The sequence below is a fragment of the Pectobacterium carotovorum genome, from assembly GCA_016415585.1.
GTDB classification, from domain to species: Bacteria; Pseudomonadota; Gammaproteobacteria; order Enterobacterales; family Enterobacteriaceae; genus Pectobacterium; species Pectobacterium carotovorum_K.
This window is the reverse complement of record CP066552.1, coordinates 1-25,527: the sequence shown is the minus strand read 5'-3', so window position 1 is coordinate 25,527 and position 25,527 is coordinate 1. Positions and strand designations below refer to the sequence as shown.

20 protein-coding genes, 1 tRNA gene and 3 rRNA genes are annotated in these 25,527 nt (G+C 50.5%); 8 read left to right on the top strand and 16 right to left on the bottom strand.

Features of this window, described 5'->3' with window-relative positions; translation table 11 throughout:
• Positions 1-276: 276 nt before the first annotated feature.
• The 3 genes from dsbA to JFY74_00110 all read right to left on the bottom strand — a co-directional run bounded on the left by dsbA (position 277) and on the right by JFY74_00110 (position 2,259).
• A complete protein-coding gene (gene dsbA, locus JFY74_00120) occupies positions 277-900 on the bottom strand; it encodes a thiol:disulfide interchange protein DsbA (GenBank protein ID QQG30409.1) in 624 nt (207 codons plus the stop codon).
• Between the two features lie 24 nt (positions 901-924).
• Entirely contained in the window at positions 925-1,911 is a 987-nt protein-coding gene (locus JFY74_00115) for a serine/threonine protein kinase (GenBank protein QQG28526.1), read from the bottom strand.
• 78 nt (positions 1,912-1,989) lie between these two features.
• Positions 1,990-2,259: a YihD family protein gene (locus tag JFY74_00110; GenBank protein QQG28525.1), complete on the bottom strand. Its 270-nt coding sequence runs from the start codon at positions 2,257-2,259 to the stop codon at positions 1,990-1,992.
• A 213-nt stretch (positions 2,260-2,472) separates the two neighbouring features.
• Between JFY74_00110 and mobA the strand changes: the two genes are divergently transcribed.
• Both mobA and mobB read left to right on the top strand, forming a co-directional pair.
• On the top strand, positions 2,473-3,051 hold the full coding sequence (gene mobA, locus JFY74_00105) for a molybdenum cofactor guanylyltransferase MobA (protein QQG28524.1): 579 nt from the start codon (positions 2,473-2,475) through the stop codon (positions 3,049-3,051).
• Positions 3,041-3,583: a molybdopterin-guanine dinucleotide biosynthesis protein B gene (mobB, locus tag JFY74_00100; GenBank protein ID QQG28523.1), complete on the top strand. Its 543-nt coding sequence runs from the start codon at positions 3,041-3,043 to the stop codon at positions 3,581-3,583. The genes mobA and mobB overlap by 11 nt, the downstream gene beginning before the upstream one ends.
• Before the next feature lie 183 nt (positions 3,584-3,766).
• Here the strand turns inward: mobB and rrf are convergent.
• The 11 genes from rrf to JFY74_00045 form a co-directional block, all read right to left on the bottom strand.
• A 5S ribosomal RNA gene (gene rrf / locus JFY74_00095) occupies positions 3,767-3,882 on the bottom strand.
• Positions 3,883-4,007: 125 nt separating this feature from the next.
• Positions 4,008-6,917 (bottom strand): 23S ribosomal RNA (locus tag JFY74_00090).
• A 232-nt stretch (positions 6,918-7,149) separates the two neighbouring features.
• Positions 7,150-7,225: transfer RNA gene (locus JFY74_00085), tRNA-Glu, on the bottom strand.
• 140 nt (positions 7,226-7,365) lie between these two features.
• Positions 7,366-8,907, bottom strand: a 16S ribosomal RNA gene (locus JFY74_00080).
• Together the 16S, 23S and 5S rRNA genes with 1 tRNA gene alongside form the textbook arrangement of a ribosomal RNA operon.
• Positions 8,908-9,337: 430 nt before the next feature.
• Complete coding sequence (gene rbsR / locus JFY74_00075) at positions 9,338-10,333, bottom strand: ribose operon transcriptional repressor RbsR (protein ID QQG28522.1); 996 nt, start codon at positions 10,331-10,333, stop codon at positions 9,338-9,340.
• Positions 10,334-10,336: 3 nt separating this feature from the next.
• Positions 10,337-11,263: a ribokinase gene (gene rbsK, locus JFY74_00070; GenBank protein ID QQG28521.1), complete on the bottom strand. Its 927-nt coding sequence runs from the start codon at positions 11,261-11,263 to the stop codon at positions 10,337-10,339.
• Positions 11,264-11,334: 71 nt separating this feature from the next.
• On the bottom strand, positions 11,335-12,222 hold the full coding sequence (gene rbsB / locus JFY74_00065; protein QQG28520.1) for a ribose ABC transporter substrate-binding protein RbsB: 888 nt from the start codon (positions 12,220-12,222) through the stop codon (positions 11,335-11,337).
• Between the two features lie 25 nt (positions 12,223-12,247).
• The gene (gene rbsC / locus JFY74_00060; GenBank protein ID QQG28519.1) at positions 12,248-13,216 is read right to left on the bottom strand and encodes a ribose ABC transporter permease; all 969 of its coding nucleotides are present in this window, start codon (positions 13,214-13,216) and stop codon (positions 12,248-12,250) included.
• 7 nt (positions 13,217-13,223) lie between these two features.
• Positions 13,224-14,729 carry a ribose ABC transporter ATP-binding protein RbsA gene (gene rbsA / locus JFY74_00055; GenBank protein ID QQG28518.1) on the bottom strand — a complete coding sequence of 502 codons (1,506 nt, stop codon included), beginning with the start codon at positions 14,727-14,729 and terminating at the stop codon, positions 13,224-13,226.
• Between the two features lie 7 nt (positions 14,730-14,736).
• Entirely contained in the window at positions 14,737-15,156 is a 420-nt protein-coding gene (gene rbsD / locus JFY74_00050) for a D-ribose pyranase (protein ID QQG28517.1), read from the bottom strand.
• Between the two features lie 204 nt (positions 15,157-15,360).
• Positions 15,361-15,756, bottom strand: a complete 396-nt coding sequence (locus JFY74_00045) for a YgiW/YdeI family stress tolerance OB fold protein (GenBank protein QQG28516.1) — start codon at positions 15,754-15,756, stop codon at positions 15,361-15,363.
• 256 nt (positions 15,757-16,012) lie between these two features.
• On the opposite strand from JFY74_00045, the gene JFY74_00040 reads away from it, so the two are divergent.
• Both JFY74_00040 and qseC read left to right on the top strand, forming a co-directional pair.
• On the top strand, positions 16,013-16,675 hold the full coding sequence (locus tag JFY74_00040; GenBank protein ID QQG28515.1) for a response regulator: 663 nt from the start codon (positions 16,013-16,015) through the stop codon (positions 16,673-16,675).
• Positions 16,672-18,021, top strand: coding sequence for a two-component system sensor histidine kinase QseC (gene qseC / locus JFY74_00035; GenBank protein QQG28514.1), 1,350 nt, complete (start codon positions 16,672-16,674; stop codon positions 18,019-18,021). Before JFY74_00040 ends, qseC begins: the two co-directional genes overlap by 4 nt.
• Positions 18,022-18,172: 151 nt before the next feature.
• Here qseC and kup read toward each other — a convergent pair whose 3' ends face one another.
• Positions 18,173-20,041 (bottom strand): low affinity potassium transporter Kup, encoded by a 1,869-nt coding sequence (gene kup / locus JFY74_00030; GenBank protein QQG28513.1) that lies wholly within the window; start codon positions 20,039-20,041, stop codon positions 18,173-18,175.
• 335 nt (positions 20,042-20,376) lie between these two features.
• Between kup and ravA the strand changes: the two genes are divergently transcribed.
• Together ravA and viaA are read left to right on the top strand one after the other, a co-directional pair.
• Complete coding sequence (ravA, locus tag JFY74_00025) at positions 20,377-21,876, top strand: ATPase RavA (protein ID QQG28512.1); 1,500 nt, start codon at positions 20,377-20,379, stop codon at positions 21,874-21,876.
• 5 nt (positions 21,877-21,881) lie between these two features.
• Complete coding sequence (gene viaA / locus JFY74_00020) at positions 21,882-23,360, top strand: ATPase RavA stimulator ViaA (protein QQG28511.1); 1,479 nt, start codon at positions 21,882-21,884, stop codon at positions 23,358-23,360.
• On the opposite strand, the gene asnA is transcribed toward viaA, so the two are convergent.
• Positions 23,357-24,349: an aspartate--ammonia ligase gene (gene asnA / locus JFY74_00015; protein ID QQG28510.1), complete on the bottom strand. Its 993-nt coding sequence runs from the start codon at positions 24,347-24,349 to the stop codon at positions 23,357-23,359. The two genes, viaA and asnA, sit on opposite strands and share 4 nt — an antisense overlap.
• A 152-nt stretch (positions 24,350-24,501) precedes the next feature.
• Between asnA and asnC the strand changes: the two genes are divergently transcribed.
• Both asnC and mioC read left to right on the top strand, forming a co-directional pair.
• Positions 24,502-24,963, top strand: a complete 462-nt coding sequence (asnC, locus tag JFY74_00010; GenBank protein QQG28509.1) for a transcriptional regulator AsnC — start codon at positions 24,502-24,504, stop codon at positions 24,961-24,963.
• Positions 24,964-25,052: 89 nt separating this feature from the next.
• Positions 25,053-25,496, top strand: a complete 444-nt coding sequence (gene mioC / locus JFY74_00005; protein ID QQG28508.1) for an FMN-binding protein MioC — start codon at positions 25,053-25,055, stop codon at positions 25,494-25,496.
• Positions 25,497-25,527 lie beyond the last annotated feature (31 nt).

Sequence of the window (25,527 nt, the reverse complement as noted above, 5' to 3'; positions counted from 1 at the left end):
TCGCAAGATCTTCCTGTGGATAACTTTGTGAATAGTTTTATCCGCTTAATTGCCAATTTCCCCTATTATCTTAAGTTATTTTTTTATAACCATTAATTTCATGAAGTTATAATATAGCCTGATTATTTTTAAGGCGTAATAAACCGTCATCCAATTTGTGGATATAAACAAAAAAGATAAATAGATATTGCGAGCTGATGAGATATAAAAGATAAGAAGATGAATCGCGGGAAGGTATAAGGTCATGCGGTTTTACCCGCATGACTTATTAAATAATTACTTCTTGGTAATGAGGAACTTCACCACGTCAGCGTACTGTTTTACATACCCATCCATTGAACTGGTATCAAGACCATCATTCTTGATCATATATTTACCGTTAACGAACATGGCTGGAACGCCGCGTAATTGTAAATCAGCGGCCGCTTTTTCCTGCTGGGCAACCAGAGATTTCACAACAAAGCTATTCAGAGCACCATCAAATTCTTCCGCACTCACGCCGGCTTTCACAAAGACTTCGCGAATATCTTCCGGTTTTTGTACAGTCTGTGTTTTCTGAACCGCATCAAACATCAGCGGGGTAATTTTATCTTCGACGCCCAGCGCCATAGCGACAGCCCATGCCTGCGTCAGGTTTTTACCCAATGGACCCAAGAAGTCCACGTGATAACGTGTCATCTTCGTACCCTCTGGCAACGCTTTTTTTACTGCATCTGGAACGTGGTAAACCTGTTCAAATTGATAGCAGTGCGGGCAATAGAATGAGAAGAACTCTAGAACCTGAGGCTCTTGGGTTGCAGGTTTATCTAATTCTACATATTGCTTGCCGTCAGAAAACTCTGCAGCAGAAGCACTAAATGCCAGAACAACGCCAATCAGCGCAAACCATAATTTTTTCATAAATTTCACTCTCTCCATTTAATTTCAGTACATTGGCATTAGCTGTAGAGGAGGTTCCTGCAACAGCTGAGTTTGCCCAATAAATATTGCCGTTTGCTTCGACCAGAAATCAGCATCCGTCATCCAAGGGAAATTTTTCGGAAAAGCGGGATCTTCCCAGCGACGGGCAACCCAAGCCAGATAATAAACCTGCCGCATCGCACGAAGAGGCTCAATCAGCGCGAGCTCTTTCTCCTGAAATTCCGCAAATTCGCTATAGGCTTCTAACAAGATATCCAGTTGAATACGTTGTTCACGACGGTCACCGTGCAACAGCATCCATAAATCCTGTATTGCCGGGCCATTGCGGGCATCATCCAAATCCACAAATAGCGGGCCATCACGCCACAAAATATTGCCTGGATGACAATCCCCATGCAGACGCAGTGGCCGCCAGTCGTTATGCCAATAAGTTTCAACTGTATCAATCAGTTGACGAGTCGCCTGTAAAAAATCATGTCGATGTATTTTCGGTATTAGCGGACATGTCTCCAACAGCCGATAAGGTTCATGCAGATATTCATTTACCCCAATCGTCGGACGCTCGATGAATAACGATTTCTGTCCCGTCTGGTGAATCCGGCCGAGAAAACGACCGACCCACTCTAGCTGGTCTTCATTATCCATTTCATACTGCCGCCCGCCCACGCTGGGGAATACGGCAAAATGAAATCCTTCGTAGACATTCAGCGTTTGCCCATTAAGCAAGATGGGAGCAACAATAGGAACTTCATCTTGTGCCAATTGCTGGGCAAAAATATGCTCTTCCTGAATCTGTGCGGCGCTCCACCGTTCCGGGCGATAAAATTTCACCACGAATCGTTTACGATCTTCATCCGCAAACTGGTACACCCGATTCTCATAACTGTTTAATGCCGTTAAACCAGAATCAACGCGCAGCCCAACATCCAGCAAGGCATCCACGATCAGATCTGGGAATAGCGTCTGAAAATTAAATATCGAACTATTCATCACGGCCACAAATGGTTAGAGGCGATGTAAGAGATATGCGTGCAATAGTTAGCATCATGAACGTGTTAATCCTTTCCACTAGTCTTTAATAACTCCCCGGGCACGAAGCAAAGCTGTCTTAAAATCTTCTTCGTAGTCCTTCTTCAAACCGGGGATGACTTGTTCTTTATCTGCATCACGCATTTTTAGATGGTAAATAAGGATATCATCAGTCAGTTCATTTAACTGCCCCTCGAACCCCGCCTCCTGTGCAAGGTTTTGTAAAAATTGCACCAGATTTAAATCGGGTTCTTTTTGCCAGGCTGGGTGCAACAGTTCAATAAGCTCATTAACGCGATGACATTTCATTTTTTTCTCCTTAAAAACGATTTGTACTCAATAAATTTCAATATGCAGGAAGCGACTTGAGCGATATTGAGTATATAGCGATAAAAATAACAGCCTTGCGCATATGAGGAAAGAACTTGGTCTTCTGCGAAAGTTTTCAGAGAATAACGCATGGTTTATCCCCCACAAACTTTCGATACAGAGGAAAGTGGGCATCAATAATTGGAAAGTGAAATGATTACAGGCGTTATTCTCGCTGGCGGACGGGCAACACGTATGGGCGGGCACGATAAAGGTCTGATAGCACTGAACGGTGTGCCGCTATATCTGCACGTTCTATCCCGGCTTAAAGCACAAGTCGATGAGGTCATTATCAGCGCTAACCGCAATCAGGCTGTGTATGCGCAAAGTGGCTGCCGCATTATTGGTGACTTTGATACAAGCTTTCCAGGCCCGTTGGCAGGTATTCTGAGTGGGTTATATGCCTCACCATCCGAATGGGTCGTATTCGTCCCTTGCGATGTCCCTGCTCTCCCCCTCGATCTGGTGCACAGATTGTGGGAAGCACGCGGGGAGGCAAATACGATTTATGCCACTGATGGAGAACGGCCACATCCCACATTACTCTTAATCAATAAAAACCTTATTGAATCACTCGAGACCTATCTGCATCTCGGAAACCGTAAGCTGATGTTATTTATGGAACAGGTTGGAGCAAACGCCGTTTCATTTAGCGATCAGCCTGAAGCTTTTCGCAATATGAATTCGCCTGAAGATTTATCCAATTGGCAGGAGCAACACCGTGAATCCTAATCGTGCCCCCTTGCTCGCTATTACTGCTTATAGCGGTACAGGTAAAACGACATTACTTAAACACGTCATCCCACTGCTGACTCATCATGGTGTTCGAGTCGGACTTATTAAACATACACATCATCAAATGGATATTGATACGCCAGGTAAAGATAGCTATGAGCTCCGTAAAGCAGGCGCAGCACAAACGATTGTCGCCAGCAGCCAAAGGTGGGCGCTAATGACGGAGACTCCTGATCAGGAAGAACCAAATATTTACCATCTAGCTGGAAAAATGGATGCGTCTACTCTCGATCTGGTGCTGGTTGAGGGGTTCAAATACGAGAGGATCGCTAAAATAGCCTTGTTTCGCCAATCGTTGGGTAGAGAATTAAGTGATTTGATCGATGAGTATGTCATCGCGATTGCAGCAGATGGTGAGATCGACACCATGCTTCCAGTGCTTGATATCAATCAACCAGAGCAGGTTGCTACTTTTATCCACCAATGGCTCAAAAATAATAATCTGCAGTGCGGAATAGACAACCGTTAACACTGGACCATTGGGTAATGTCTGGTAGGACGTCTATTTCCGCCCCGCTCCCCTTGGCGGCCAGGTTATCTGCCGGATACACCGCAATAAATACACAACCAGAAAATCTATTGCAGATAAAAACAAAAATACCCCATAGCAAAAAGCCCCTGTCTTTCGACAGGGGCTTTCCACGTAGTTGATGCCTGGCAGTTCCCTACTCTCACATGGGGAAGCCCCACACTACCATCGGCGCTACGGCGTTTCACTTCTGAGTTCGGCATGGGGTCAGGTGGGACCACCGCGCTATCGCCGCCAGGCAAATTCTGTTTCATTCCAACCGCCATGCTTTGCTCTCGCTCTCGCATAACCATCAGAACCAATCCTAAAACAAGCTGATTATCAAAATCTCTTTGAGTCCATCTCAAAACACCTTCGGTGTTGTAAGGTTAAGCCTCTCGGGTCATTAGTACTGGTTAGCTCAACGTATCGCTACGCTTACACACCCAGCCTATCTACGTCGTCGTCTTCAACGGCCCTTCAGGGGCATCTAGTGCCCAGGGAAGACTCATCTCGAGGCAAGTTTCCCGCTTAGATGCTTTCAGCGGTTATCTCTTCCGCACTTAGCTACCGGGCAATGCAATTGGCATCACAACCCGTACACCAGTGGTGCGTTCACTCCGGTCCTCTCGTACTAGGAGCAACCCCTCTCAATCTTCCAACGCCCACGGCAGATAGGGACCGAACTGTCTCACGACGTTCTAAACCCAGCTCGCGTACCACTTTAAATGGCGAACAGCCATACCCTTGGGACCTACTTCAGCCCCAGGATGTGATGAGCCGACATCGAGGTGCCAAACACCGCCGTCGATATGAACTCTTGGGCGGTATCAGCCTGTTATCCCCGGAGTACCTTTTATCCGTTGAGCGATGGCCCTTCCATTCAGAACCACCGGATCACTAAGACCTGCTTTCGCACCTGCTCGAGCTGTCACTCTCGCAGTCAAGCTAGCTTATGCCTTTGCACTAACCTCCTGATGTCCGACCAGGATTAGCTAACCTTCGTGCTCCTCCGTTACGCTTTGGGAGGAGACCGCCCCAGTCAAACTACCCACCAGACACTGTCCGCAACCCGGATTACGGGTCTACGTTAGAACATCAAACATTAAAGGGTGGTATTTCAAGGTTGGCTCCACGCAGACTGGCGTCCACGCTTCAAAGCCTCCCACCTATCCTACACATCAAGGCTCAAGGTTCAGTGTCAAGCTATAGTAAAGGTTCACGGGGTCTTTCCGTCTTGCCGCGGGTACACTGCATCTTCACAGCGAGTTCAATTTCACTGAGTCTCGGGTGGAGACAGCCTGGCCATCATTACGCCATTCGTGCAGGTCGGAACTTACCCGACAAGGAATTTCGCTACCTTAGGACCGTTATAGTTACGGCCGCCGTTTACCGGGGCTTCGATCAAGAGCTTCGCCTTGCGGCTGACCCCATCAATTAACCTTCCGGCACCGGGCAGGCGTCACACCGTATACGTCCACTTTCGTGTTTGCACAGTGCTGTGTTTTTATTAAACAGTTGCAGCCAGCTGGTATCTTCGACTGATTTCAGCTCCATGAGCAAGTCACTTCACCTACCATCAGCGTGCCTTCTCCCGAAGTTACGGCACCATTTTGCCTAGTTCCTTCACCCGAGTTCTCTCAAGCGCCTGAGTATTCTCTACCTGACCACCTGTGTCGGTTTGGGGTACGATTTGATGTTACCTGGAGCTTAGAGGCTTTTCCTGGAAGCGTAGCATTGGTTACTTCATCACCGTAGTGACTCGTCATCACGCCTCAGTGTTAATAATGACCCGGATTTACCAAAGTCATCCACCTTCACGCTTAAACCGGGACAACCGTCGCCCGGATAACCTAGCTTTCTCCGTCCCCCCTTCGCAGTAACACCGAGTACAGGAATATTAACCTGTTTCCCATCGACTACGCTTTTCAGCCTCGCCTTAGGGGTCGACTCACCCTGCCCCGATTAACGTTGGACAGGAACCCTTGGTCTTCCGGCGTGCGGGTTTTTCACCCGCATTATCGTTACTTATGTCAGCATTCGCACTTCTGATACCTCCAGCAACCCTCACAGGCCACCTTCGACGGCTTACAGAACGCTCCCCTACCCAACAACACCTGAGTGTCGCTGCCGCAGCTTCGGTGCATGGTTTAGCCCCGTTACATCTTCCGCGCAGGCCGACTCGACCAGTGAGCTATTACGCTTTCTTTAAATGATGGCTGCTTCTAAGCCAACATCCTGGCTGTCTGTGCCTTCCCACATCGTTTCCCACTTAACCATGACTTTGGGACCTTAGCTGGCGGTCTGGGTTGTTTCCCTCTTCACGACGAACGTTAGCACCCGCCGTGTGTCTCCCGTGATAACATTCTTCGGTATTCGTAGTTTGCATCGGGTTGGTAAGTCGGGATGACCCCCTAGCCGAAACAGTGCTCTACCCCCGAAGATGAATTCACGAGGCGCTACCTAAATAGCTTTCGGGGAGAACCAGCTATCTCCCGGTTTGATTGGCCTTTCACCCCCAGCCACAAGTCATCCGCTAATTTTTCAACATTAGTCGGTTCGGTCCTCCAGTTAGTGTTACCCAACCTTCAACCTGCCCATGGCTAGATCACCGGGTTTCGGGTCTATACCCTGCAACTTAACGCCCAGTTAAGACTCGGTTTCCCTACGGCTCCCCTATACGGTTAACCTTGCTACAGAATATAAGTCGCTGACCCATTATACAAAAGGTACGCAGTCACCCTGATTAATCAAGGCTCCCACTGCTTGTACGTACACGGTTTCAGGTTCTATTTCACTCCCCTCGCCGGGGTTCTTTTCGCCTTTCCCTCACGGTACTGGTTCACTATCGGTCAGTCAGGAGTATTTAGCCTTGGAGGATGGTCCCCCCATATTCAGACAGGATGTCACGTGTCCCGCCCTACTCATCGAACTCACAATTTGTGCATTTTTGTGTACGGGACTATCACCCTTTACTGTGCGACTTTCCAGACGCTTCCACTAACACACAAACTGATTCAGGTTCTGGGCTCCTCCCCGTTCGCTCGCCGCTACTAGGGGAATCTCGGTTGATTTCTTTTCCTCGGGGTACTGAGATGTTTCAGTTCCCCCGGTTCGCCTCATTACGCTATGTATTCACGTAATGATAGTGTGTCGAAACACACTGGGTTTCCCCATTCGGGTATCGTCGGGTATAACGCTTCATATCAGCTTACCGACGCTTATCGCAGATTAGCACGCCCTTCATCGCCTCTGACTGCCTAGGCATCCACCGTGTACGCTTAGTCGCTTAACCTCACAACCCGAAGGTGTCTTTGATAAATCAAAGTCACTGTCGTGCTGCGATTATTTGAGAGACTCATTGACACACTGATACACCATTCATACCTGAAGGTACCAATGCATGTTCAGCTGTCATGTTTCAATTTTCAGCTTGTTCCAGATTGTTAAAGAGCAATATCGTAAACATGACTCCGAAGAATCATCTTTAAGATATTCATGATAATGTCTTTCACTCATTATCGGATTGGCGTCCCCAAGGGGATTCGAACCCCTGTTACAGCCGTGAAAGGGCAGTGTCCTAGGCCTCTAGACGATGGGGACACGAAAAATCCGTACCGAATCAGAAATTCGGCACTATCGCGTCAGCATGAGTTTACACTCATCGCATCAACAGGTGCGCTTGCTCAGTATTTTCATCAGACAATCTGTGTGAGCACTTCACTTAACACACATCTTCTTGGTAAGGAGGTGATCCAACCGCAGGTTCCCCTACGGTTACCTTGTTACGACTTCACCCCAGTCATGAATCACAAAGTGGTAAGCGCCCTCCCGAAGGTTAAGCTACCTACTTCTTTTGCAACCCACTCCCATGGTGTGACGGGCGGTGTGTACAAGGCCCGGGAACGTATTCACCGTAGCATTCTGATCTACGATTACTAGCGATTCCGACTTCATGGAGTCGAGTTGCAGACTCCAATCCGGACTACGACGTACTTTATGAGGTCCGCTTGCTCTCGCGAGGTCGCTTCTCTTTGTATACGCCATTGTAGCACGTGTGTAGCCCTACTCGTAAGGGCCATGATGACTTGACGTCATCCCCACCTTCCTCCGGTTTATCACCGGCAGTCTCCTTTGAGTTCCCGACCGAATCGCTGGCAACAAAGGATAAGGGTTGCGCTCGTTGCGGGACTTAACCCAACATTTCACAACACGAGCTGACGACAGCCATGCAGCACCTGTCTCACAGTTCCCGAAGGCACTAAGGTATCTCTACCAAATTCTGTGGATGTCAAGAGTAGGTAAGGTTCTTCGCGTTGCATCGAATTAAACCACATGCTCCACCGCTTGTGCGGGCCCCCGTCAATTCATTTGAGTTTTAACCTTGCGGCCGTACTCCCCAGGCGGTCGATTTAACGCGTTAGCTCCGGAAGCCACGCCTCAAGGGCACAACCTCCAAATCGACATCGTTTACAGCGTGGACTACCAGGGTATCTAATCCTGTTTGCTCCCCACGCTTTCGCACCTGAGCGTCAGTCTTTGTCCAGGGGGCCGCCTTCGCCACCGGTATTCCTCCAGATCTCTACGCATTTCACCGCTACACCTGGAATTCTACCCCCCTCTACAAGACTCTAGCCTGTCAGTTTTGAATGCAGTTCCCAGGTTAAGCCCGGGGATTTCACATCCAACTTAACAGACCGCCTGCGTGCGCTTTACGCCCAGTCATTCCGATTAACGCTTGCACCCTCCGTATTACCGCGGCTGCTGGCACGGAGTTAGCCGGTGCTTCTTCTGCGAGTAACGTCAATCGATAAGGTTATTAACCTTACCGCCTTCCTCCTCGCTGAAAGTGCTTTACAACCCGAAGGCCTTCTTCACACACGCGGCATGGCTGCATCAGGCTTGCGCCCATTGTGCAATATTCCCCACTGCTGCCTCCCGTAGGAGTCTGGACCGTGTCTCAGTTCCAGTGTGGCTGGTCATCCTCTCAGACCAGCTAGGGATCGTCGCCTAGGTGAGCCATTACCTCACCTACTAGCTAATCCCATCTGGGCACATCTGATGGCGAGAGGCCCGAAGGTCCCCCTCTTTGCTCTTGCGAGGTTATGCGGTATTAGCTACCGTTTCCAGTAGTTATCCCCCTCCATCAGGCAGTTTCCCAGACATTACTCACCCGTCCGCCGCTCGTCACCCAGAGAGCAAGCTCTCTTGTGCTACCGCTCGACTTGCATGTGTTAGGCCTGCCGCCAGCGTTCAATCTGAGCCATGATCAAACTCTTCAATTTAAGATTTGTTTGATTTGCTGAACTCGTCAGCGATGCTCAAAGAATTAAAACTGTTTATTCGTAATGAATTTACTGTTGTTCACTCTTCAAGACTTTTTTATATCGTTAAGATACGGTCTTGTGAGTGCCCACACAGATTGTCTGATTAAATTGTTAAAGAGCAGTGCCACTTCATCGGTGGCGCGGGCTGCATATACTATGCTTTTCCGCTGTGAAGTCAAGTCATTACTGACTGCCTTCGTTGAATCTTTTTTCCTGTCACCACAACCGCGTGTCGCTGTTGCCGTGTCAGTGGAGGCGCATTATAGGGACTTCTCGCACGCTGACAAGCGCTAAATGCAAAAAAAATTACCGAGTGGTTTTTTTTTCAGCAAAGCGAATTAAAAGACGCCGTTATGCCGGATTTTTCGCCGCTAATTGAGAGGAAACCTCATCGGACAGACTGACGCACCATCAATTCCGGCGTCAACACCAGCGCATTAGGTTCAGTATTGGGATGCTCTAGACGATACAAAAGTGTATCAACCGCTAATTCGCCAAGTTCATCCTTCGGTTGATGTACGGTAGTAAGAGGTGGAGACATATAACGAGCCAGCTCAATGTCATCGTAGCCAATAACTGCCATGTCTTGAGGAATTGAAAGCCCAGCCTGATAAAGCGCATGGTAAACACCAACGGCCATCGCATCATTACTGGTGAACACCGCTTCAGGTTTATCTTCCAGCGCTAACAACTGCTGCATAGCGCGATAGCCCGCTTCAAACTCAAAATCGCCGAAAATTTCATAATCAGCGGGAACGAATAGCCCAGCAAGCTGCATCGCCTGTCGATAACCTTCTAATCGGTTATAAGCTGTCGTCTTATCTTTCGGACCCGCAATGCAGGCTATCTTTTTATAACCACGGGAAATGAGGTAATTGGTCGCGATCTCTCCACCGAGCAGGGAGTTATCTTTAATGACGTCCATAACGCCTTCAAAAGGTGCCCAATCCATCATGACCATAGGTATAGAAGGATAGCGACTCATCATTTCGGGCAAAGGGCGATGACTTTCGGTGCACATCAACAGTACGCCGTCGACCCGCTTTTGCAGCAGCGTTTCGAGACTATGGCTCATTCTGTCGCGATCGCCTTCGGTGTTGCACAGAATCAGGCTATAGCCTCTTTCATAACAGCAGCGCTCTACGCCACGCACCACTTCGGCATAAAACGGGTTATTACTGGCAGTGAGCAACATGCCGATGGTGCGGGTCTGGTTTATTTTCAGACTTCTGGCCAGCGCAGACGGCGCATAGTTGAGATCCTCAACGGCCTTCATCACTTTTTCGCGAATGGTATCACTGACAAAGCGATTGTTATTAATGACGTGAGATACGGTAGAAGTAGAAACGCCCGCAAGACGGGCGACATCTTTCATGGTGGCCAAAGATCACCCCTGGGTTTGCAAAAATGCGTCGATCTCTTCACGCCACGGGACAGAGGGCTGAGCACCCCGGCGAGTAACGGCTATCGCAGCTGCCGCATGAGCAAATTTTACTGCGGAGGACATGGGCTTATTTTCAAGTAATGCGGTCACTAACGCGCCATTAAAAGTATCTCCAGCGGCGATAGTATCCACGGCTTTTACACGATAACCCGGAATACGCTGCCCCTGACCGTTTTCACTTAGCCATACGCCACGGCTACCCAATGTAATGAGAACCGTTTCGATGCCTTTATCGTGCAGAACCTGTGCTGCACGAGCCGCATCGTCTTCCGTCTCAACGGTAATTCCTGTCAGGAACTGTGCTTCGGTTTCATTCGGCGTGATCATATTGACCAGCGATAACAGTTCATCGGGTAGCTCGCGGGCAGGAGCGGGGTTCAGAATCACTTTTGTTTGGTTTTCATGCGCGAGTTTAGCGGCCGCAATAACCGTTTCCAACGGCGACTCAAGCTGCATAAGCAACGCTGAAGCATCAATAATGTGTTGCTGATGACGATGAAGGTAATCAGGCGTCACCGCAGCATTTGCGCCTGCATTAATCGCAATCATGTTCTCAGCCTCGGCGTTAACAAAAATCAGCGCAACGCCGGTTGTTTCCCCAGAGATAGCCTCAACAGCGGAAACATCAATATTGTCCTTGGATAGCTGCTGGCAAATACGGGTGCCGATATCATCTTCTCCGACGCAGGCAATAAAGGCGATGTCTGCACCGCTTCGGCCAGCAGCAACGGCCTGATTGGCACCTTTCCCACCGAAAGCAACGCTATATTGCTCACCGATCACCGTTTCGCCTGGGCGGGGAAATTGCTCAAGATTGAGAATATGGTCAGCATTAATACTGCCCAGCACCACCAGCTTACCCGTTTTCATTATGTCGAATCCCGCTACGTTAATAATGCGCCACCACAAACGGGTGGCGCGAGCCCTGCTTTATTCTTTAATTATTTTGCAACCAGCTTCAGGTCAACCGGAATGATGGCCTGCGTTTTTTCGCCTTTCAGCACTTTTGCAGCCGTTTCGATACCGATTACACCGATCTGATCAGGACGCTGAGCAACGGTTGCAGCCAGCTTGCCTGACTCAACGGCCTTCACGCCATCCTGAGTGCCGTCAAAGCCAACGACCAGCACATCTGTTTTACCTGCGGTTTGCAGTGCACGCAGTGCGCCCAATGCCATTTCATCGTTCTGGGCAAATATGGCCTGAACGTCAGGGTGCGCGGTCAGCAGGTTCTGCATCACGTTCAGCCCTTTAGTACGGTCGAAGTCAGCCGGTTGGCTGGCCAGCATAGCGAATTTATTTTTCTCAGCAGATTTCATGAAGCCCGCCCCACGCTCACGCGCAGCAGACGTTCCGGCAATTCCTTCCAACTGAATCACCTTGGCACCTTCACCCAATTTCTTGGCAATGAAGTCACCAGCAACTTTACCGCCGAAGGCGTTATCAGAAGCAACGTGGCTCACCACTTCACCACTGCTGGCAACGCGGTCCAGCGTAATAACAGGGATCTTGGCCTGATTGGCCATTTTAATCGCATTACCTACCGCATCAGAATCGGTTGGGTTGATCAGCAGAACTTTGGTTCCACGCACCGTCAAATCCTGAACGTTAGCCAGTTCTTTTGCTGGGTTATTCTGGGAATCCAGCACAATCAGCTCGTAACCCAGTTTGTCAGCTTCTTTCTGTGCACCCTCTTTCATTGAAACAAAGAACGGGTTATTCAGCGTAGAAACCACCAGAGCAACCGTATCTTTGGCCAAAGCATTAGCACTGACAGTCGCGCTCAGCGCAACAGCGGAAACCAGAGTAGCCAGCTTTTTCATATTCATAACTCAATTCCTGTGTGAATGAAGGTTATTTACTGCTTTTGTTATCTACCAGAACCGCCAGCAAGATGACGACTGCTTTAACGATCATTTGGTAGTAAGAAGAAACACCTAATAAATTCAGTCCGTTGTTGAGGAAACCAAGGATAAGTGCGCCGATCAACGTGCCAACGATACGCCCTTTTCCTCCAGCCAGACTGGTGCCGCCCAATACTACAGCCGCGATAGCATCCAGCTCATACCCTGTACCCGCCGTCGGCTGTGCAGAGGACAAACGTGCGACTTCGATAATTCCCGCCAAGGCAGACAGCAGCCCACACAGGGAATAGACAATAATCTTGATTTTATCAACGCTGATGCCGGACAAACGGGTTGCGGATTCATTGCCGCCCAGCGCATAGATATAGCGCCCCAGACGCGTATGGTGCAGCATGTACCAGGCCGCCGCGAACACGATAGCCATGATCCAAATTGGCGTTGGAATACCCAGCGGACGGCCGATACCAAACCAGCCAAACGCGTCTGCTACGTCAGAAAAACCAGTATTCACAGGGCTGCCGTTGGTATAGACCATCGTCACACCACGCAACAACAGCATCATAACCAGCGTAGCGATAAAGGCCTGCACTTTACCTTTGGATACAATGACCCCCGTACCCGCACCAATCAGCGCACCCAGCGCCAGTGCGCCAAACACCGCCACTAGCGCATTCACTTCAAGCCCGACGATGGAAGCCGCTACGGCACCGGTCAATGCCAGCAGTGAACCCACCGACAAATCGATTCCTGAGGTCAGTATCACCAGCGTCATGCCTACGGCCATGATGGCGTTAACCGACGTCTGCTGAAGAATATTGAACAGGTTGTTCAGGGTAAAAAAGTTAGGGCTCATGGCGGACACAACCGCAATCAGGATCAGGAGCGCGATCAGCGATTTCTGCTCCAGTAACCACTCTTTGCTGAACCAGCGTTTTGCCGCGATAGATTGAGAACTCATGTCTGACTTACTCCTGCTTTGCGCCGTATTGCTTACCAACGGCCGCAGCCATCAGTGCTTCCTGGGTTGCTTGCTCAATAGGGAAATCACCGCTCAAGCGCCCTTCATGCATCACAATGATGCGATCGCTCATTCCCAAGACTTCGGGCATTTCGGATGACACCAATATGATGCTCAGCCCTTCTTCTTTGAATTGATTGATTAACTGGTAAATCTCTTTCTTCGCCCCGACATCGACGCCACGCGTCGGTTCATCGAGGATCAGGACATTCGGGCGCGTCATCAGACCACGGGCAATCGCCACTTTCTGCTGATTACCGCCGGAAAGCAGGCCGATAGGCTGCTCCATCGAAGGCGTTTTCACGTTGAACAGCCGAATAAAATCGGCAACCGTCAGTTGCTCTTCGGCGTGTTTCAGGCGACCGCCCGCATGGCTGAAATAGCGCAGTGCGGTTAAGGACATGTTTTCTTTTACTGACATGCCCAGCACCAAGCCATCGCGTTTGCGGTCTTCGGAAATGTAAACGATGCCGTTCGCCAGGCCATCCTGCGGTTTACGGGTCACTACGTCGCGGCCATCCAGCGTCACATTGCCGCCAGTTCGTGGCAGCGCGCCGTAGAGAATCTTCATCAGTTCGGTACGGCCCGCGCCCATCAGCCCTGCGACGCCCAGAATTTCGCCTTTCCGCACCGTAAAGCTGACGTTGTCGACGCCCGGCCCAGACAGGTTCTGCACCTTAAGGCGAACCTCTCCCGGCGCTTTATTCGAACGCGGGTACTGATCTTCCAGTTTACGGCCCACCATCATTTCAATCAGCGTATCTTCCTCTAAGTCACTAACCGGACGCTCGCCGATAAACTGACCATCGCGGAAAACAGTAATGTCATCGCAGATTTCAAAGATTTCTTTCAGGCGGTGGGAAATATAGACAATGCCGCATCCCTGAGATTGCAGCTCTTTGATCACGCTGAATAGCGAAGCGGTTTCGGTATCCGTCAGAGCATCGGTCGGTTCATCCATGATGATGACTTTCGATTCAAAGCTCAGCACCTTGGCAATTTCTACCATTTGCTGATCGCCAATCGATAAATCCCCGACCATACGACGACTGTCGTAGCGCAGATTAAGGCGCTTCAGCAGCTTATCGGCTTCCGCATACATCTTGTTCCAGTCGATACGACCGAAGCGGTTGGTAAATTCACGACCAAGGAAGATATTCTCGGCAATCGTGAGTTGGGGAATCAGGTTAAGTTCCTGATGGATAATACCGATACCTGCTTCTTGGGACGCTTTCGGCCCGCTGAAATCCACCTCTTGTCCCAGAAAATGGATGCTGCCGGCATCTTTACGATAGATCCCGGTCAGGACTTTCATCATGGTGGACTTGCCCGCACCGTTTTCGCCCACCAGCGCCATCACTTTTCCCGGATAGACATTGAGTGCCGCACCGGAAAGCGCTTTAACGCCGGGAAAAGATTTCGTGATGCCTTGCAGTTGCAGTAAAGGTTGCATTGATGCCTCAGAACGTTACGCCAGCACAAAGGATGATATTGGCATACGGGGAACACTCTCCGCTGCGAATGATCGCCCGGCTTTTGCCGCTTTGGGTTTTAAATTCTTCATGGCTAACATAGTGCAATGCAATTGAGTTTCCCTGGTGTTGTTCAAGTTGCTTCAATTGATCGAGTAATGCGTCATGGACAGCGGGGTTCTTTTCAATAATCTCTTCCGCCAGAATAGCGGCCTCGACCTGCATTTCGCTGGTGACAACGCTAACAACCTGCAAGAACGTCGGCACGTTATGCGTCAACGCCAGATCGATACGGGTCGTCGTTTCAGGAATCGGTAAACCGGCATCGCCAATCACAAGGCTATCGGTATGCCCCAGTCGAGAAATCACGGAAGAAATATCTGAATTCAATAATGTTGCTTTTTTCATCTTCTCACCCCACCAGCGAAACGTTTCGCTAATAACATTCTAGAAAAAGAAGCAAGAAAGGCAATGAAGAGATAAAAAAAATGTGATCACTATCGAAACGTTTCGCTAACAAAAAAAGAAAGGTAGCGAGAGGCCGTTATAGAAGGTTGATAAATAGAGAAATGGCGGACCAAAGCCCGCCAATAAGGAACTGAGGATAATGCGTTAGAGTTTACGAATCTGCTTCACATCCACCCCGACAGCGTTGAATTCTTTATCCAACTCGCCTGAAATTTCCACTTTATCGGTAGGTGAAACCATCTGGCCATTCCAGCGTTTGTGATCAATCTCGACTTCCATCGTGCCCGTTGAATCGCGGAACAGGTAGTTTTCATCGCCGAGCCGTTTTTCAATATTCCCTCTCAGCGTCACCCAACTGTCATCACGCAAATCTTTAGCTTTATCTACCGTGGTGAGGGAACTCTGCGAATCGGTGAATCCCCCTTGATGTGTACCAACGGCTGGTGTTTCTGGATTGACAAAACCACCGCCACTTTGTGCAGCAAATGCTGGTGCAGAAATCAGAGCGGTAATGGCGAGTAACGCAGCTGCTTTTTTCATATTTACCTTCCTTATTTGCCTGTCGTTTCAAAGTTAACTGTTTCGCAGTCAACCTGCGGGAGTAATCGGTCTTCGATAAGGATTAAAGCAAATCGTTCTTAACAGAATCTTAAGGTACCAACTTTCGCATTGTTGTTTTTTTATATTGCCGGATATTGCCCAATTTCAGTGATTTGGCCTGTACACACCGGCTCTCTATTTCGTATAAAACCGGAAAAGACATAAACGCAACAGCAGCATTCCCTGCGAGGCAGCCATGAGAATATTGTTAATCGAAGACGATCGCTTGATTGGTGACGGCCTGAAAGCTGGGTTGAACAAACTGGGCTTTAATATCGACTGGTTTATGGAAGGTAAAGCAGGTGACGCGGCATTGAAGGCTGCCCCCTATGATGCGGTGGTGCTCGATCTCAGCCTGCCGGGCATGGACGGGATGGATATTCTGCGCCAGTGGCGTCAGGCGGGACATGACGAACCGGTGCTGATTCTGACCGCCCGCGATGCGCTGGAACAACGTGTGGAAGGGCTACAGCAGGGTGCCGATGATTATTTATGTAAGCCCTTTGCGCTGACAGAAGTGGCCGCTCGCCTGCAGGCGCTGATTCGCCGTCGTCACGGCCAACTTCAACCGACATTAACGCACGGTGCGGTTTCCCTTGAGCCGGGATCGCGGAGCGTCACCCTTAACAACGAACCGCTAATACTAAAATCTCGCGAACTGGCGTTACTGGAACTGTTTTTGCTCAATCCAAACCGCGTACTCACGCGCGCGCAGTTGGAAGAAAAGCTTTATGGGTGGGATGATGATGTCTCCAGCAACGCGGTAGAAGTGCATATCCATCACCTGCGCAAAAAGCTGGGTGGCGGGTTTATCCGTACCGTGCATGGCGTTGGCTACATTCTGGGAGATGCACCATGAACCGACTCAGCCTGCGTTTACGCCTGATTGCTGGTTTTACGCTGCTGACATTGATTTGCTGGGGCGTAGCCAGTCTGCTTTCGTGGTATCAAACGCGTCATAACATCAATGAGCTATTTGATACCCAGCAAATGCTGTTTGCCAAACGTCTTGCCACGATGAACCCCGATGAATTGCGAATTCAGTCGACTTCTCTGCCCAAAACCAAAAGTCTGGTACATAAGGATCGAGGCAAGCAGGACGACGATGCCCTAGCCTTCGCCATTTTTACCCGCGATGGGAAGATGGTGCTGAACGATGGTGAGAACGGCAAAGATTTTATTTTTGACTACCAGCGAAATGGCTTTACCGACGGCAGGTTACGCGATGACAACGACGCCTGGCGCATCGTCTGGTTAACGACAGCAGATGAACGTTATGTGATCGCTGTCGGACAAGAGTGGGAATACCGTCAGGACATGACGCTGGATATTGTAAAAACCAACCTGATGCCCTGGCTGTTCGCACTGCCGATCATGCTGGCGCTGCTGTTCTGGCTGGTAACGCGTGAACTCTCGCCGCTAAAACGCATTACCGCCGAGCTTCAACAGCGTTCACCGGACGAAAGCACGCCGCTGGCAACGCAGCACGTCCCACAGGAAGTCCGCCCGCTGGTCAACGCGCTGAACCATCTGTTTTCCCGCATCAGCGACATGCTGGTTCGTGAACGCCGTTTTACCTCCGATGCCGCTCACGAATTGCGTAGCCCGCTGGCAGCGTTGAAAGTCCAAACCGAAGTCGCACAGCTGGCGCATGATGATGAAGCCATGCGGCACCATGCGCTGGTCAATCTGGATAAAGGCATCGATCGGGCCACACGGCTGGTGGATCAGCTCCTGACGCTGTCGCGGTTGGATGCCGAATCATCTCCCGAAGGGATGCAGCCCGTCCAGTTCAATGAACTACTGCAACAGGCGGTGATCGCGCACTACCACACGGCGCAAACCGCAGGTATCGAACTGACGCTGGATTTACCGGACACCCCGGTTATCCGGCAGGGCCACCCGCTGCTGCTGACTCTGCTGGTACGCAATCTGCTGGATAACGCTATTCGCTACAGCTATGAAGGGGGAACGGTAAGCCTGACGCTGACAGAGCGCGGCTTTCAGGTTGCCGATAACGGACCGGGCATTAGCGAGGAGGCGCTGGCAAGAATTGGCGAACGTTTTTATCGTCCGCCGGGGCAAGAGAAATCCGGTAGCGGTCTGGGGATTTCCATCATCAACAACATCGCTAAATTGCACCACATGCGGGTCACGTTCACCAATCAGCCCGGAGGCGGGCTGATTGTGTCGGTGAATTGGTAAAGGTTGTTAGACGTTACGTTGGGGTAAGATCGAGATACACGGTCGACCACGGGGCGAGGTATCCCTGCGGGAACCTCATCCCCGTGTTTCCCTAATAACAAACAACGAGTCGCTGTCAGTGTGTTAACGATAGATAATTTAGTGGGATCACTTAAATCTCAACCTGTATCCCCAGCTCAATCAGCCTGTTCGGCGGTATTTCAAACTGATCCGCCGCTCGCAGCGCATTTCTGCTGAGCATCATGAATAGCTTACCGCGCAAGCGCAGATACCACGGGCGCTCACCGATAATCAGCGATTCATTGGACATAAAGAAAGACGTTTCCATCATTTGGCAGGTTAACCCATCCTGCCAGCAGCGCTGAAAGACCTCTTCCACATCCGGCGTCTCACGCCAGCCATAGTTGGCAATCACGCGCCAAAACGTCGGCGAAAGCTGTTCAACCGTCACTCGCCGCGCGTTCAGCACATAGGGCGCATCCTCCGTTCGCATGGTCAACAGCACCACGCGCTCGTGCAGGATCTTGTTATGTTTGAGGTTATGTAACAGCGCGAACGGGATCACGCGCGTCGCACGCGAGAAATACACGGCGGTCCCTGGCACACGCGTCGGCGGCGTTTTCTCCAGTGACGCAATCATGGCATCCAGCGAGTTACCATGCTCATGCAACCGGCGCAGCAGCCTGAAACGCTCGCTTTTCCACGTCGTCATAATGATAAACATCACCATACCCAGCGCCAGCGGCAGCCAGCCGCCGGAGAGGATCTTGACTACGTTTGCCAAAAACATCGGCACGTCAATAATCAGCAGGCCAGCCAGCAAAACCCACGCCAGATAGCGATTCCAGAGCCAGTTCTTCACCGCCACCGTACAGAACAGAATGCTGGTAATTACCATAGTGCCCGTTACTGCAATCCCGTAAGCCGCAGCAAGATTGCTCGAATGCTCAAAGCTGACAATCACGATGACGACGGCGATATACAGCATCCAGTTAATGGCAGGGATATAAATCTGACCGGATTCCATATCTGACGTGTGTACGATACGCATCGGCGGCAAGTAGCCCAGTCGCACCGCTTGACGCGTCAGGGAGAACACGCCGGAAATCACCGCCTGCGAGGCAATAATTGTCGCCAGCGTGGCCAATATCATCAGTGGAATCAGCGCCCAATCTGGCGCCAGCAGGAAGAACGGATTTTTGATGGCTTCCGGGTCTTTTAACAGCAATGCGCCCTGGCCGAAGTAATTTAACACCAGCGACGGTAGCACCACCGTAAACCAGGCAAGACGAATGGGGAATTTACCGAAGTGGCCCATATCGGCATACAACGCCTCGACCCCGGTAATCGCCAGCACCACCGCCCCCAGCGCGAAGAACGACACCGCTTTATACTCGACAAAGAAGCGCACAGCGTACATCGGGTTCAACGCCTGCAAGACTTCGGGGTTAGCGATAATGCTGCGTGCGCCCAGCACGCCAAGCGTTAAAAACCAAATCAGCATCACGGGTGCAAACAACTTGCCGACGCTACCCGTACCGTGTTTTTGAATGATAAACAGTAATGTCAGGACGACAATCGAGAGCGGAACGATATAGCTGTCCATCGACGGCGCGGCGATTTCCAGCCCTTCCATCGCCGACATCACTGAGATAGCAGGCGTGATGACGACTTCCCCATAAAAGAAGCTGCCACCGATCAACCCCATGATGACCAGCACGGACGTCATGCGATCGGAGGTATTGCGCCCGGCTAGCGACATTAATGTCAGAATCCCACCTTCGCCTGCGTTATCGGCGCGCATCACATAGGTCAGATATTTCAGCGAAACAACAAGAACCAACAGCCAAAAGATCAGTGAAAGAAAACCAAAGACCGAGTCAGGTTCGACCCCAAAACCAAACTGCCCTGATAAACATTCCCTTAACGTATAAAGAGGGCTGGTTCCTATATCTCCATAAACCACCCCGATGGCCGCCAGCGTGACAGCCGGAAGCGAACGTTTATGTTCTGAGCTCATAAACCTATCTTCTGTTGTTAATCAGTCCGCGAAGCGCGTCATTCACAGTAACTCGTCCAAAAGCGCACAGTATGCACAAATCAGGGTAAAAACCCATTTTTATTGTGCGGTCACCTGTATACGAAACATCCTGTAAAGGGTGGTTTATTGCTTACTTACCCCGTTAGGGTGAATAATCCGTAAAAGTATTCTAATAAAAATCTGTGATCTGCCGTTTATTATTACTATTGTCTTTCTGAAAGTAGGGTTTTTCTGAGACACCGCTTTCAGTAGAGCAACCAAATTCAAAAATAAACGATTTCAGTACATCACATCATGGGACTAACGGATTAATTATGCGTCAAACCGCGGCATTGGCTGAAAGAATTTCTCGCCTCAGCCATGCGCTAGAACATGGGCTCTACGAAAGACAGCACGCCATTCGTCTCTGTCTGCTGGCAGCGCTAAGCGGGGAAAGTGTTTTTCTCCTAGGGCCGCCAGGTATAGCCAAAAGTATGATTGCCCGGCGCCTTAAATTCGCTTTTCGTCATGCGAATGCGTTTGAGTACCTGATGACCCGCTTTTCCACTCCGGAAGAGGTATTCGGCCCCCTTTCCATTCAGGCATTAAAAGATGAAGGGCGCTATCAGCGTCTGACCGCCGGTTATCTGCCAGAAGCCGAAATCGTATTTTTGGATGAAATCTGGAAAGCGGGTCCCGCTATTTTGAACACCCTGTTGACGGCCATTAACGAACGACGTTTCCGTAATGGCAACAGCGAAGATACGATCCCCATGCGCCTGCTGGTCGCAGCCTCGAATGAACTGCCAGAGGCGGATGGCGGTCTGGAAGCGCTCTACGACCGAATGCTCATCCGTCTGTGGCTCGATCGCGTACAGGAAAAACAGAATTTCCGTGCGCTGCTTGTGAATAACAGCAGCGAACGCGATAACCCCGTTCCATCCGCCCTTAGCGTCAGCGATGAAGAGTACCAACAGTGGCAGAAGGATATTGAACATATCGCATTGCCGGAGTTCGGTTTCGAGCTGATTTACACACTGCGTCAGCAGCTCGATGCGCTGGAAAAGGCGCCTTACATTTCCGATCGACGTTGGAAAAAAGCCCTGCGCCTGCTTCAGGCCAGCGCATTTTTCTGCGGACGGGACACCATTACGCCGGTTGATATCATTCTGCTGAAAGACTGCCTCTGGCATGACCAAAGCACGTTGACGCTCATCGAACACCAGCTTGAGCTACTGATTACCGAGCACGCTTACCAGCAGAAAAGTCTGCTGTTCCGGTTGCAACAGGCGAATACCAAACGTCAGCAATATCAGCGTGAACAAAGCGAATTACAGGCATTTTCGGTAGAGAAACAGGGGCACTTCCTTGGCCGGAAATTCCATTACACGTTGCCTGACACGATCGTCGCTGAAACGTTGGATCTGGTGTTGCAACGCCCGCTGATCCTGCACGATATTGAAGTCAATCACCTGGTCATTGAGAAGCATGCTTTGCAGGGCTGGTTACAAAAAGGGGGAGAAATCCGGGGCAAGCTCAACGGCATCGGCTTTACTCAACGTCTCGATCTGCTGGTGGACGATCGCCAGCATCTGACGGTTCGCGATATCAGCCTGCAATCCTCCATTCTTTCTCTGCCGGAAAAGCGCGACTGTGCGCTGCCTGCCGACATTACCGATGAATATGAAAAGCTGAACATGCAGTTGCGCGAACAGCGCCGCTTATTCAGCCAGCATCAGCCTTGTCTGTTCGTCCCCGCGGAGTGGCTAGCGAAAATAGAAGCCAGCCTGCAACAGGTTGCCGAGCAGATCCAGCAATCAGAGCAACAGGACTAACGCCGATGATCACGCTGGAATCACTGGAAATGCTGCTGTCTATCGATGAAAACGAACTGCTGGACGATCTTGTCGTCACGCTGTTGGCAACGCCGCAGCTCGCTTTCTTCTTTGAAAAGTATCCCAGCCTGAAGTCCGCGTTACTCAACGATCTTCCTCACTGGAAAGAAACCTTAAAGCAGCGCCTGCGCACCACGCAGGTACCGCCAGAACTGGAAAAAGAATTTAGCTGCTACCAACGTTCACAATCGATCGACAACCAGGCTTTTCAGACACGCCTGCCTGCGATTATGGATATGCTGAACAACGTAGAATCCCCCTTTCTGGCACAGGCCTCGCAGCTCATTACCTCTCCAGAGAGAACCTTAGGGCAGAAGATCACCAGTGGGCTCCACGCGCTCTTTCTGCAGCGCTGGCGGCTAAGCCTCACACTGCAAACCGTTTCACTGCATCAGCAGTTGATGGATCAGGAGCGGGAAATCCTGCTGGATGAACTGCAACAACGCCTGACTCTCAGCGGCAAACTCGAACCTATTCTGGCCGAAAACGAAAACGCAGCCGGGCGGCTCTGGGATCTCAGTGCAGCACAGCGTATTCACACCGATCCCCGCCCGTTACTGGATTTCGGTGTCTTCCTGCAACGCCAGCCCGCATTACAAAAACTGGCGGAACGCTTAGGTCGCAGCCGAGAAACCAAATCCATCCTCACGCAAGAGGCGCCACAAGAAGCCTTCCGGGTAAGAGTACGAGAACCGGCCACCGTGCCCGAGCAGGTGAGCGGCGTGCATCAGAGCGATGACATTTTGCGTTTGATGCCGACGGAGCTGGCCACGTTGGGCATTAGCGAATTGGAATATGAATTCTATCGTCGCCTGCTAGAGCATCGTCTGCTGACCTATCGCTTACAAGGGGAGAGCTGGCGCGAGAAAATCACCGAGCGCCCCGTTGTCCATCAGCAAAATGAACAGCAGCCGCGTGGCCCGTTTATCGTCTGCGTTGATACGTCAGGCTCGATGGGCGGCTTTAATGAACGCTGTGCCAAAGCCTTCTGTCTGGCGCTGATGCGCATCGCGCTCGCCGACAACCGCCGTTGCTACATCATGCTGTTTTCTACCGGCGTGGTTAAATATGAGCTTACGTCTGCGGACGGCTTAGAGCAGGCGATACGTTTTCTCAGCCAGTCCTTCCGCGGCGGCACGGATATGAGCGCCTGCCTGTCAGCATTATTGGATAAGATGGACGATGCACTCTGGCATGATGCCGATGCGGTAGTGATTTCGGATTTTATCGCCCAGCGGTTGCCGGATGAGGTGGTAAATAAGGTGAAAAGCCGCCAGAAGCAGCTACAGCACCGTTTCCATGCTGTAGCGATGTCCGATCATGGCAAACCCGGCATCATGCACATCTTTGACCATATCTGGCGCTTTGATACCGGGTTAAAAAGCCGCTTAATGCGCCGTTGGCAACACGGTAAAGCTGATTAAAGCAGGCCGGAAACTGACTCACGCAGCGGCTGTGGCCATACGCCGCACTGAACCTGACCAATGTGTGGCAATTGCAGTAACAGCATGACCAAACGAGACTGACCGATTCCCCCACCGATCGTTTGCGGCATTTCACCGCGCAGCAGTGCCTGATGCCATTCCAGCTTCAGACGTTCTTCATCCTGCGTCAGCGCTAACTGGCGTGTTAAGGCTTCAGCATCAACGCGGATGCCCATTGATGAAATCTCAAACGCATCGTTCAGGACCGGGTTCCACACGACGATATCGCCGTTCAAGCCCGCCAATTCCTGCTCGCCTGGCGTTGTCCAGTCATCGTAATCCGGCGCACGCACATCGTGAGATTCCCCGCTGGATAGCTTACCGCCAATCCCAATCAGGAAGACCGCACCCAGTTCTTTAGCGATAGCTCGCTCACGCCCTTTGGCATCCAGATCGGGATAGCGCTGCAGCAGCGTTTCGGTATGCACAAAATGAATCTGTTCTGGCAGGAAAGGCTGAATGCCAAACGCCTGATGTACTGCCGCTTCCGTTGCTTTAATGCCCTGATAAATACGCGTCACCGTCGATTTCAGATACTCGGCATTGCGCTCGCCATCCCCCATCACGCGCTCCCAGTCCCACTGATCGACATAGACAGAGTGAATCGGGCTCAGACGATCTTCGTCCGGGCGCAGTGCCTTCATGTGGGTATAGATGCCTTCGCCGAAGCTAAAGTCATACGCGCCCAGCGTTTTACGTTTCCATTTCGCCAGTGAGTGAACCACTTCAAATGTGGCATCCGGTAGGGCTTTAACCTTAACCTGCACCGCTTTTTCCGTACCGGACAAGTTATCCTGAGTACCATCACCGATACGGCTGAGAATCGGTGCCTGGACTTCAATCAATCCCAGAAGCTGCTCCAGTTGGCTGGAGAAGAAAGACTTAACGAAGCTGATTTGCTGTTGTTTTTCGATGTACTGCTTTTTCATTGCCGCGTCTCTTATTCATCGTATTTAGTTATTCATTAAGCAATAAAAACTGCCTGTCATTCAATAATCTTATGGATAAATTGCACTTGTACTTTTAATCCGTCATTTTATAGCGGTATAAAATCATTATTCGATAAAATAGGGGGCTCAAAGTGGCAGAAATTTATCAGATCGATAATCTCGATCGCGGCATTCTTTCCGCCTTAATGGAAAATGCACGCACGCCTTATGCCGAACTGGCAAAACAATTTTCCGTCAGTCCAGGTACGATCCACGTTCGGGTAGAAAAAATGAAGCAGGCGGGCATCATTGTCGGTACACGTCTGGATGTGAATCCAAAACAGCTGGGCTACGACGTATGCTGCTTTATCGGCATCATCCTGAAAAGCGCCAAAGATTATCCCTCCGCGCTGGAGAAGCTGAACAATCTGGAAGAAGTCGTCGAGGCCTACTACACCACCGGGCATTACAGCATCTTTATTAAGGTCATGTGCCGCTCGATCGAGGCGCTGCAACATGTGCTTATCAACAAGATCCAAACAATTGATGAAATTCAGTCCACTGAAACGCTGATCTCCCTGCAAAACCCCATCATGCGGACGATCGCGCCGTAATGCTTTTTTCCTATACCCATATTATCCACAGGTAGATCCCAGCCAGATCACAGCGTACAATGTCCCGTCTTTTATCGGATGGGATAGCTATGGCAGACATTACCTTAATCAGTGGCAGTACCCTTGGCAGTGCCGAATATGTTGCAGAACATTTGGCCGAACTGCTGGAGAAGGATGATTTTTCCACTGAAACTCTCCATGGCCCCACGCTTGATGCACTGCCTGAAAGCGGTATATGGCTGGTGGTGACATCTACACACGGTGCAGGGGAATTCCCTGACAACCTGAAAGCACTGTTTGAACAGCTGGAACAGCAAAAACCCGATCTTTCTCAGGTGAGTTTCGGTGCAGTGGGGATCGGTAGTAAAGAGTACGACACATTCTGTGGCGCGATCCAAACAACGGATCGTGTACTGGCTCAATTAGGGGCCAAACGGATCGGTGAAATCCTCGAGATCGACATCACCCAACATCAAATTCCAGAAGATCCAGCAGAAGAATGGCTAGGATCGTGGGTTAATTTACTCAAATAAGATGAAATATTCGGCAGTTGAATGTGGATAA